This window comes from Enterobacter cloacae complex sp. P15RS (genome assembly GCF_014895905.1).
GTDB lineage: Bacteria > Pseudomonadota > Gammaproteobacteria > Enterobacterales > Enterobacteriaceae > Enterobacter > Enterobacter quasihormaechei.
Genome location: NZ_JADBQL010000024.1, coordinates 124,919 through 134,536 on the forward strand (window position 1 = coordinate 124,919; position 9,618 = coordinate 134,536).

Below are 9,618 nucleotides of genomic sequence, written 5' to 3' on the forward strand. Positions count from 1 at the left end.
TCCGGACTGAAGGTCTGCTTTAAACGAGAAGCGGACCACATTTTCTGAACTAACGTATCACTTTTAATGTTCATGTAATCCATGCTAAAACCGTTATTACGTTTTTTATCAACGGTTAGGCAGGAGTATGAGTGGTTAAGGAAATAGAAATTAAGTATCCAGGCGCAGGGGTCTGGCAAATGGGTGACAGTCCAGAACTGGCAAGCAAGCTTGCGGACCTGATTAAGAAAGGAATAAAAACAGCCTCTTGTGGATCTTATGCCTCTTACAAGCAGGATGGGTCTGCTCCGAGGATTGGCAGCTATAACATTATTCTTGATGGTCAGCATGTCCCGGTATGCGTGATCCGGTTGGTTTCGCTGCAACTTGTGCGTTTTTGCGATGTAAATGAGGAGTTCGCGCGCAAAGAAGGTGAAGGCGATTTAAGTCTTGAATACTGGCAGAAAGAGCATCAGCGATTTTTCAACTGTGAAGGTCATTTTTCTGAAGATATGGAATTGATCGCAGAAGAATTCGAAGTGGTAGAAGTGCTGTAATCGGAAAAAATTGCTGATGTTTATCTATTACCTTTTTCCTGAAGGTCTGCTTCTGGCCTTCATCAGACCTTCTGGCCGGACTGAAAGTCTACTTTGAGCGAGAAGCGGCCGTTGTATTTTGCAGCTAAACGTCTTTCGGCTCAGGAGTTCCCTGATGGAATACTAACTGCCATTGGCCATTTCCGCCCATCTCCCAGCATGAAGAACGAAGAGAGGCATTACTGCCATCTGGATCAAAAGTCCTGTAATGCAATATTGCGAAATTAATTCTCACAATAATAAGTGTAAACTCGCTACTGTGAATCACAGGCCTGTTATATTCAGTAGTAAGTGCCGCTATTGTTTCTTGCCGATCAACTAACTTGCCGGATCGCGTTATCTCTCAAAATTCCTCATGAAGTATATGCTCAAGCCATTCCCGATCGTTCCGCTTGTTACCATGAAGAGAACATTCAAGGCTTTTCAGTCTCTCAAGGAGCATAGAATCGTCCTTCTTATATTGGGTTATTAACTTTTAGGACAATGATCGCTGGAAAGCAATGCCTGCTGCTGGCGCAAAGAGGACTCTTCCGCTCATTTCTGCCTCGGCACGCCGCTACCGACCCTATTTAGCTCAAAATGTTAAAAATCTGCACTTATATGGCACGATGTGAACAGAAATAACATTCTCGTCACCTAACATACCTGCTACAAACAAAATGGTGGTGTTAATGATTGTACTAAAAAGCTTTTTATTCTTCGTTGGCGCGGCGGCAGTTTGCGCACTTATTATACTGTGTCTTTGGGTTGATATGCGGTTTGTTGGTCATGATATTCCGGAATTATCACTGACGGAAATTATGCAGGAAACGGTATTAGCGACCATCGTCTTTCTCCATTTTCGTCTGGCAAAAATGGACGAATCCATGCGTTACTGCAATATTCTGGTGGGCGGATTTTTCCTGACGATGTTAATTCGGGAACTTGACGCGCTTTTTGATCTTCTTGCTCACGGGAGCTGGGTATGGTTCGCCCTCATTACCGCTCTGCTGGCCTTAATTCGTCCCGTTATGCATATTCGCGCTACCCTGGAACAGCTGGCAAAATACACCCAGTCCCCCTGGTATGGCATTTTGTTGAGCGGCCTGCTGGCCGTGCTGGTCTTCTCGCGACTCTTTGGCATGCAGGCGCTGTGGCACACCATCCTGGAGCATGGCTATATTCGTGTCGTGAAAAACGCCGTAGAGGAAGGTTCGGAATCGTTCGGCTATATGCTGTGCCTGGCTGCATCCCTTGGCTATTACGTTACCTTTCGCGCTAACGAACGCAGAAATAATCTCTCGTCCCGCTGCGTATAAAAAGACGGCGAGGGAAATATCCATCATCTTTCCCCTTCGGGAGTAATGGTGGCCGTGTAAGAAAGACATATCCTAAAAATGAGTCTTCGGATGCCGATTTTAGTGAATTCCCTCTCACTCTTGCAAACAGCGGCTATCCTTAGACTGTCAACAAAAGGAGGTAAGAATGTCTGATTTCGACACTGATAAAAATGCACAATACGCTGGCGATAAAGCCAAAAACAAACTTGATGAATTGTCCGGCTCTGCACAGCAGCAGTTTGGTGAATTCGTTGATTCGCCTAAACACCAGGTGAAGGGTGCTGCGAAAAAATATGCTGCCCAGGCCAGTGACGCCGTCTCGGACGTCACTGAGGCCGTCAGGAACAACCCGCTAACGGGCTTAATCGCTGCGGGTGCGGTAGGTATCGTTCTGGGACTTCTGCTGGGACGTAAATAATTTCAGGCCCTCCGGGGCCTTCTTTTTTCCCCTCTTTTACCGCTTACTCCCCCCTAATTTTGATAGTTCTCATGGCGAAAGCCCGATCCTTACGAAAAACTTGTACAATTTATGTGTACAGATTTAACTGAATGGTATAAATTCGATGCCAGTGATGTTACAAAATTGTTTGTCAACGGTGGAAAATTATGCGTCGCAACCATGCTCCTTCAACCGCAGAAAGCGCTATTACTCTGTATTTTAACAAGGATAACGTGCCAACACAGCAGGAAACCCTTGGCGCCATCGTCAGTGAGATCATCAAAGAAAATGTACAATTGAGCAGAATGACAATTTGTACAAAGCTGCTGCGCAGAATCGAAGAATCAACGTCTGACGCTGAAAAAGCGCACTATAACGGTCTGATTGCCCTCTTCTTCGAGCGTTAACCTGAACACTGTTTTTTAACTTACTAAGTTAGTCATGCTGAGTGAGAATAGAGACTCTGGATGCGATGACTAACCCCATGCTACAGCCTGGCGCGTGTAGCAGAGTGAGATTGAAGCTATGCATAGAACTAAATTTGAACGACTTAAGGATGACCTTATCGGTGAGGCCGTTTTATCCATCATAAAAGAGAACGGACCCATTACCTTTGCGTCTCTTGCTAATCGCCTGCGGGCAATGGCTAACGTTGAATCAAATGATGAACGTAAAAATGCATTGATTGCTGCTGAAGATGAAGTGCGACAGCGGGTAACCGGCGTATCGCACGATCGTGGAAGAGTGATGGGCGACTATGAAATTGGTCGCATGCGCTCTCTCTTCAGCCACACTACGCTTCTGACACCAGACAAGAAACACTAATTTTAACCAACACGGTGACCACCATGAGTAAAGCGATGACGCAGCAGACGTATAATTTTGAAGCACTGCACGATAAAGGACTGGCAGAACATTTCCTTAACGCCGGAAGGCATCTCAATGGTGAGGCTGAAGTGTTGGGCTCAGCAATACGCTGTATTCTGCTTACCGGTGACAATCTTTCGAATAAAGAGATTATTCTGCAACTGATTCACGCCCTGGAAATTACCGAAGAGCCTGAAGCCTGCGATGTCATTCGTAACACGCTTGAAATTGTTGTCGGTTTTACTCGCGATGATATCTGAGAAGTCATTATTGCGGCGGTGAGCGCCTGTTTTTTGCGGGTGGTCGAATACTTAAGTATGTCGTACTACCCGCATAGTGAGGCGTTTAACTGAATAACCGTACCATCCGATCCAGTTCCTCTTCTTTCACAGCCCGTGAAAGGTAATATCCCTGAAATCGCTTAACGCCTAACGCGACAAGTTTTTGAAATTTTTCCTCGCTATCGACCCCTTCCGCAATGCATTCGGTTCCCGTCATGTCGCTATAAACCTGTATCGCTTTTATAATGCTATAGTCTTTGTCGTTAGCCATAAAGTGCTCAACAATATCGCGGTCAAGCTTCAGTCCATCGACATTAATCTGTCTGATGGGCAACATTGCATGATATTTTGAAAAACAGTCATCCAGAAAAAGCCGACAACCCTCGGCGCGTAAGCGCTGGAGGGTTTCGGGAATATGTCTATCCTTTGTTACGTCTATCGTTTCAGCGAGTTCAAAGACCAGCTTACCGGCCCACTGCGGTTTGAGTAACATTTCGACGGCCTTTTTTGCCATCCCTGGCAGCGCATTTCCCGAAGCAAGCTGGGGAGGAATATTAACTGAAAAATAATATTTCCCATTGTATTTATTGATACCCGACACAGCCGCATGGATAACAAGCGCCGTCAGCTTGAGCCATATTTCACTATGTTTTATCCCTCCCAGAAAATGGGCGGGCTTCAGGATCTGACCGTTTTTATTCCAGCGCAAGAGGATTTCAAATCCAACCCCTTTTTTATCACCATCCGTAATAATTTGATAAGCTGTAAAGATTTCCCGCTTATGTAACGCCTGCAATACATCTATTTCCGTTTCCGAAAACGCCTGTGATTTATTCTTTACTACACAGACTTCATTCCTGAATACGCGCGCGTCGCTAAACCATACCCGAATGAGATACAGTTTACCTAAACCCACCTTCCGATGGGTATAAATCGTTTTATCTGACAGCCCTAACCTTTCACACTGCTCTTTTATCGAAACGCCCCGATAAAAATTCAGCAATACGGTTAACTCGCGATGTGTTAAACCATGCAGATTTTCTTTACCCTCTTTATCCGGTACGTTACGCAGCAAGCGTAATGAGTCGGCACGCACGTCTGCATTATTTTTTACACAGCCCATTATTTCTGTAATATTCGCTATCCGGATCGTAGAAAGCTTTTTTGTATTATTAACGAGACTTCTCAACGTTGCATAAAGCCATCGCTCAGGTATTGCACCATACAGGGTGACGCTGCAAATCACCGGCAGTGCATTCAGAACGGACACCAGCCGCTTCAGGCTTTCCAGAAAGGCAGCAACGTCACGCCCCAGAAAAACGGAAACCTCAGGCGATTGATTTTCCATCATTTTTTCAACGTCCGCAGAACATATTTCATCCTCTTCGAAATGAAGCCGCGTGACGTTTACGCCACAAGACTTAAGGAGCAAGCTATACCCCTCGAAGGTGAAACCGCAGGCTGAAATAACAAATCGTTGCTTGTAGCAAGCACCCTGCATAAAAGGTAAAGTTTGAGGCATAACCTGCTCCTGAGAATGTAAACACCATTCCCGCATGTGATGAAAGCTCATCTTTTTTCGCATTGAATAATGTTACCGCACCCCCTTTGGTTAATAAACCGTTATCATTGTTATACGCAGGAACATCTTTGCGTTAATCAACCGGCTCATCCATATGCATCATAAATATTACTTTCTTTGCATATAACGACAGTAACCAGGGCTTTCTCAAGGTATAATGAAAATCCCGAAAAAGAAGACCGGACACTTCATCTCATCGGCTCAGACATAAAAGAGAAAATGCTATGGATAATCACATCTCATCCAGAGCTTTGCTACATCGACGGGATGTCATTAAAAACAACCCGCGATTTAGTGAAGCTATAAGAGAACACTACAGAATCAATGACACCATTTATAAAAAACAGCCCTTATTCTACAAAACGATGCTTCAGGAATCACGATTCAACATAATACTGTCAATGTGTTGCTTTGTTTTTGGTAATCAGGCTGAATCGGTTTCCGAGATTAAGGCACTATGCTCTCGTTATAATATTGCCAGCCCTAACAGCGTTATTGCGATCATCACCATACTTAAAACCACCGGGCGAATTAAGACCTGGCGTTGTACCGAAGATCGGCGAAAAACAAAAATCGCCCCGACAGAAAAAGGGCTGGATGAGCTTAAGCGCTATATGTCCGGAGCGTTTACCCCTGTAAGCATTCTTTACCCGGCATTTAATATTGATGTTAATCTTTTAGACAATGACATTCAGAGGCACAACTTTTTCCGGCGCGCCGCAGAATATCTTTTCCGCGGATTAACATTCAAAAAAGTGCTTCCGGAGGTAGGCTTGTTCATCGATAAAGATGGTGGCCGAATGATTATGCTTTATCTCTATTTACAGGCCATTAAAAATAAAACCGCACACGGCGCCACGATAGCGTATTCAGCCAGCACGCTGGCAAAAGAATTTTTCGTTTCGCGTATTCATGTTAACCGGATTATCAAATCGGCGCAGGAGGCAGGTTATCTTAAAGATCGCGGCGATGGCCGGATGTCGGTTTATCCGGCCTTTATCGAGCTTGTCGAAAATTATACCGGACTCTATTTTGCGTACGTCACGCATTATATCAACGTGGTACCGAAAGAACGGCGCCATGCTCTTAACATGACGCCTTCACTCTAATCTGACCGGCGTTCGGTTTACTGAACGCCTTTTTTATCTCTCGCGCAGCGCCTCTTTTGCCTTATTCAACGGTTTCAACAGATAATCGAGGACCGATTTACTGCCGGTTTTGATATCGACCGTGGCTATCATGCCCGGGAAAACCGGAAAGGCTTTTCCCTGCTTGTTCGTCAGATGGTTACTGTCCGTTCGGATATAAACGCGATAATAATAAACATCCCGTTTCACCTCATCCTGAAGGGTATCCGGGGAGATCATCGTCACCTGACCTTCCAGCCCGCCATAGATGGAGTAGTCGTAAGCGGTAATTTTCACCAGCGCTTTTTGTCCAGGATGGATAAACGCCACGTCGCGCGGCGAGATTTTCGCTTCGATGACCATCCGATCGTCAAGCGGCACCAGGCTCATCAGCTTGCCGTTCGGCGGGATCACCCCGCCCACCGTCGTGACGTCAATGTCCTTTACGATGCCGCGCACCGGGGCATTGAACGTTAAGCGGGTCAGCGAGTCTTCGCGCCCTTTCATGACGGAACGCTGGGCTTCGATCTCCGCATTCGCCTTCGCCAGCTCTTCGCGCGCGCGGACGTAATACTGGTTTTTCATCTCGGTAATTTTATTCTCAAGCTCGTTCTTCTGGCGCTCGAGACGTAACACCTCCACTTTGCTGGCTGCGCCCTGAACCACCAGCGGACGGGTCAACGCCAGCTCGCGCTGCACAAGCTCCGCTCCCTGACGCAAACCGGCCAGACCTTTCTCCAGGCTCTCGCGGCGTGACTGATAAAGCGCCGTTTCCTGCTTAACCAGTTCGACGTCATCATCCAGCTCCGCCGGAAAGGTCAGCTCCGTGTCGTTAACTTCGGCCTTCAGGCGCGCGGCTGTGGCCAGCGCGGCGTTTAACCGGGATTCACTTTCCAGCACGCTGGATTCGGTTTTGGTGCGGTCGAGCTGTGCAAGCTGCTGACCGCGCTCGACGATATCGCCTTCGCGAACCAGCAGTTTGTGGATAATGCCGCCTTCCAGGGACTGAATCACCTGCTCGTGGGAGGACGGGATCACCTTGCCACTGCCCGTGGTGACCTCATCCAGCTCGAACAGGCTGGCCCAGATGATAAATACCGCAAGCAACGCGAACAGCGTCCATGCCACCAGCGACGATCGCGGCAGGCGGGGTTCCTTCAGCCGGCTGTTAAAGCGGGAGAAATCATTCATGCCACGCCCTCCGTTTTCAGTTTGACGGTGCGCTGCGGCGCCCGCTGCGGGGCCATTCCGTGCTGGCGCAAAATGGCATCACGTGGTCCGTCCATCACCACGCTGCCGTTTTCCAGGACGATGATGCGGTCAACCAGGTCCAGGATCGGCAGACGATGCGTCGCCACCACCAGCGTCCGACGCTTGCCCAGCCACTGGTGCAGGTGCTGAATAAACTGCTTCTCGCTGACCTCATCCAGCCAGGCGGTGGGTTCATCCAGCAGCAGAATGTTCGGGGATGTGATCAGCGCGCGGGCCAGCAGTAGCGCCTGACGCTGTCCGCCTGAAAGCCCGGCTCCCCCTTCGTTGATGATATAGTTCAGCCCCATTTTCTGCTTACGCACAAACTCCAGCGCGCCGCTGTTGACCAGCGCCTGATGGATTTCCTCGTCTGTCGCCAGCGGATTGCCCATCAGAATATTGTCACGCACGGAGCCGAAGAACAGCCGCGCCTGCTGGCTGAGCAGCTGCATGTCGCGGCGCACGTCAGCCGGATCAAGGTGACTCAGAGCAATATCGTCCAGCAATATGCTGCCCTGCTGCGGCTCCTGCATGCCGGCGAGCAAATGCAGCAAGGTGCTTTTCCCCGAACCATTACGCCCGAGCACCGCCACGCGCTCACCGGCGCGAATGTGCAGTTTGCTGATGTTCAGGACGGTGAGTTTCTCTTCTTCGTCATAGTAGAAGCTGACATCTTCCAGCCGGTAATCCCCGCGCAGGTGGGCTTTGTGCACCTTCTTCCCGTGCTGGGGATCGTCAATCGGGCGCTGCATCAGGTCGTCCAGCCCCTTTCGGGCCACCTTTGCCGACTGCCAGCGCGACAGCACGCCAGAAATCTGCGACAGGGGCGCGATGGTGCGGGACGCCAGAATCGAGGTTCCCACCAGCGCACCCGTGGTCATGTCGCCGCTGATGACCAGGTAACAGCCCACCAGCAGCACCACGGCGTAGACGATAGACTGCACCTCCTGGGTCCAGGTCAGCAGCAGCCCCGTCAGCCAGCGCTGTTTCATGCCGACGCTCGCGGCCACATCATTGGTGTTATTCCACTGGTTCTGGAACCGCTGCTCGGCGCGCATCAGCTTGATGTCTTCAAGGCCCTGCACCGCTTCCACCAGCGTGGCGTTACGAATGGCAGATTCTCGCATCCCTTCGCTGGAAAGTTTTCCCAGCGGGCGCTGCACCAGCAGGCCGGGAATAAGCAGCAGCGGCACGGCCAGCAGAACGACCAAGACCAGCGGGCCGCCAATCATCCACAGAATGAAAACAAACAGCAGGAAGAACGGCAGATCGGAGATGGCCGCAATGGTGGTGGAGGTGATCAGCTCACGCACCGACTCCAGCTCGCGGATCTGGGCGATAAACGACCCGGTTGATTTCGACCGCGCGCCGTTTTTGATCCGCAGCGCGTGGGCAAACACGCGCTCGGAAATACGCAGGTCGGCGCGCTTCCCCACCACGTCCGAAATATGCACGCGCAGCATCCGCATGATGAATTCAAACACGATGGCGATCATCACGCCGCCAAACAGTACCCACAGCGTGGCTTCCGACTGCGACGGCACCACCCTGTCATACACCTGCATGGAAAAGACCATGCCGGAAAGCGCCAGCACGTTGGCGACCAGCGCCACCAGCATGATGTCGCCGTAACGTCGCCAGTCTTTCAGCGCCAGCTGCCAGAACCAGTTTTTCTCATAGGGTTTGATGTAATCATCCACCCGCGCGTCCGGCGTGGACTCCAGCGGACGCAATACCATCAGCCCCTTTAAGCGCGAACTGAGCTCGTCGCGCGTCAGCGTCGTCTCCAGGCCGCCGTCGCCGCTGAACTGCACGCTGACGTTTCCTTCGTTGTCCATACGGTTGATGACCGCGATTTGCCCGCCGGTGAACTCCGCCAGCAGCGGTAAACGCCACGGATCGAGCGATACGGCTTCAGCCGCCACCCAACGCATCCCCAGCCCAAGCTGGCGCGCCATCTCTTCCAGCACCAGTTGGCGCGGAGACTGACTTTCATGGTTAATCGTGACCCGAACATGCTCTGCTGAAAAATCCAGCCGATAATACTTCGCGATGATAAGCATGCCCTGCAACCAGGGTTCGTACTGTGGATGTGTCTTCATAATGCTACGTCCTGTTCAGGGCGGTAATTTCGTCCTGAAATGATACCTTTACGGAATGATTTAAAACGGAACGCT

10 protein-coding genes are annotated in these 9,618 nt (G+C 49.9%); 7 read left to right on the forward strand and 3 right to left on the reverse strand.

The window, feature by feature from the left end; genetic code table 11:
- Window positions 1–179 precede the first annotated feature (179 nt).
- The 6 genes from IM267_RS15370 to IM267_RS15395 all read left to right on the forward strand — a co-directional run bounded on the left by IM267_RS15370 (window position 180) and on the right by IM267_RS15395 (window position 3,460).
- Window positions 180–536, forward strand: coding sequence for an ASCH domain-containing protein (locus tag IM267_RS15370; protein WP_226848120.1), 357 nt, complete (start codon window positions 180–182; stop codon window positions 534–536).
- Between the two features lie 710 nt (window positions 537–1,246).
- Window positions 1,247–1,873, forward strand: a complete 627-nt coding sequence (locus tag IM267_RS15375) for a transporter (protein WP_193033755.1) — start codon at window positions 1,247–1,249, stop codon at window positions 1,871–1,873.
- Window positions 1,874–2,039: 166 nt separating this feature from the next.
- Window positions 2,040–2,312, forward strand: coding sequence for a YqjD family protein (locus IM267_RS15380; protein ID WP_003857263.1), 273 nt, complete (start codon window positions 2,040–2,042; stop codon window positions 2,310–2,312).
- Between the two features lie 188 nt (window positions 2,313–2,500).
- Entirely contained in the window at window positions 2,501–2,740 is a 240-nt protein-coding gene (gene ycgZ / locus IM267_RS15385; protein ID WP_006810581.1) for a regulatory protein YcgZ, read from the forward strand.
- Between the two features lie 118 nt (window positions 2,741–2,858).
- Complete coding sequence (locus tag IM267_RS15390; protein WP_063866755.1) at window positions 2,859–3,158, forward strand: hypothetical protein; 300 nt, start codon at window positions 2,859–2,861, stop codon at window positions 3,156–3,158.
- Window positions 3,159–3,181: 23 nt separating this feature from the next.
- Entirely contained in the window at window positions 3,182–3,460 is a 279-nt protein-coding gene (locus IM267_RS15395) for a biofilm development regulator YmgB/AriR family protein (RefSeq protein ID WP_074177737.1), read from the forward strand.
- 85 nt (window positions 3,461–3,545) lie between these two features.
- Here IM267_RS15395 and IM267_RS15400 read toward each other — a convergent pair whose 3' ends face one another.
- On the reverse strand, window positions 3,546–5,003 hold the full coding sequence (locus tag IM267_RS15400) for an EAL domain-containing protein (protein ID WP_193033756.1): 1,458 nt from the start codon (window positions 5,001–5,003) through the stop codon (window positions 3,546–3,548).
- A gap of 284 nt (window positions 5,004–5,287) precedes the next feature.
- Here IM267_RS15400 and IM267_RS15405 point away from each other — a divergent pair, with 284 nt between their 5' ends.
- The gene (locus IM267_RS15405; protein WP_193033757.1) at window positions 5,288–6,172 is read left to right on the forward strand and encodes a MarR family transcriptional regulator; all 885 of its coding nucleotides are present in this window, start codon (window positions 5,288–5,290) and stop codon (window positions 6,170–6,172) included.
- Window positions 6,173–6,205: 33 nt separating this feature from the next.
- Here the strand turns inward: IM267_RS15405 and IM267_RS15410 are convergent, their stop codons facing one another.
- Window positions 6,206–7,381 (reverse strand): HlyD family type I secretion periplasmic adaptor subunit, encoded by a 1,176-nt coding sequence (locus IM267_RS15410; protein WP_107535320.1) that lies wholly within the window; start codon window positions 7,379–7,381, stop codon window positions 6,206–6,208.
- On the reverse strand, window positions 7,378–9,543 hold the full coding sequence (locus IM267_RS15415; RefSeq protein ID WP_193033758.1) for a type I secretion system permease/ATPase: 2,166 nt from the start codon (window positions 9,541–9,543) through the stop codon (window positions 7,378–7,380). The genes IM267_RS15410 and IM267_RS15415 overlap by 4 nt, the downstream gene beginning before the upstream one ends.
- Between the last annotated feature and the right edge of the window lie 75 nt (window positions 9,544–9,618).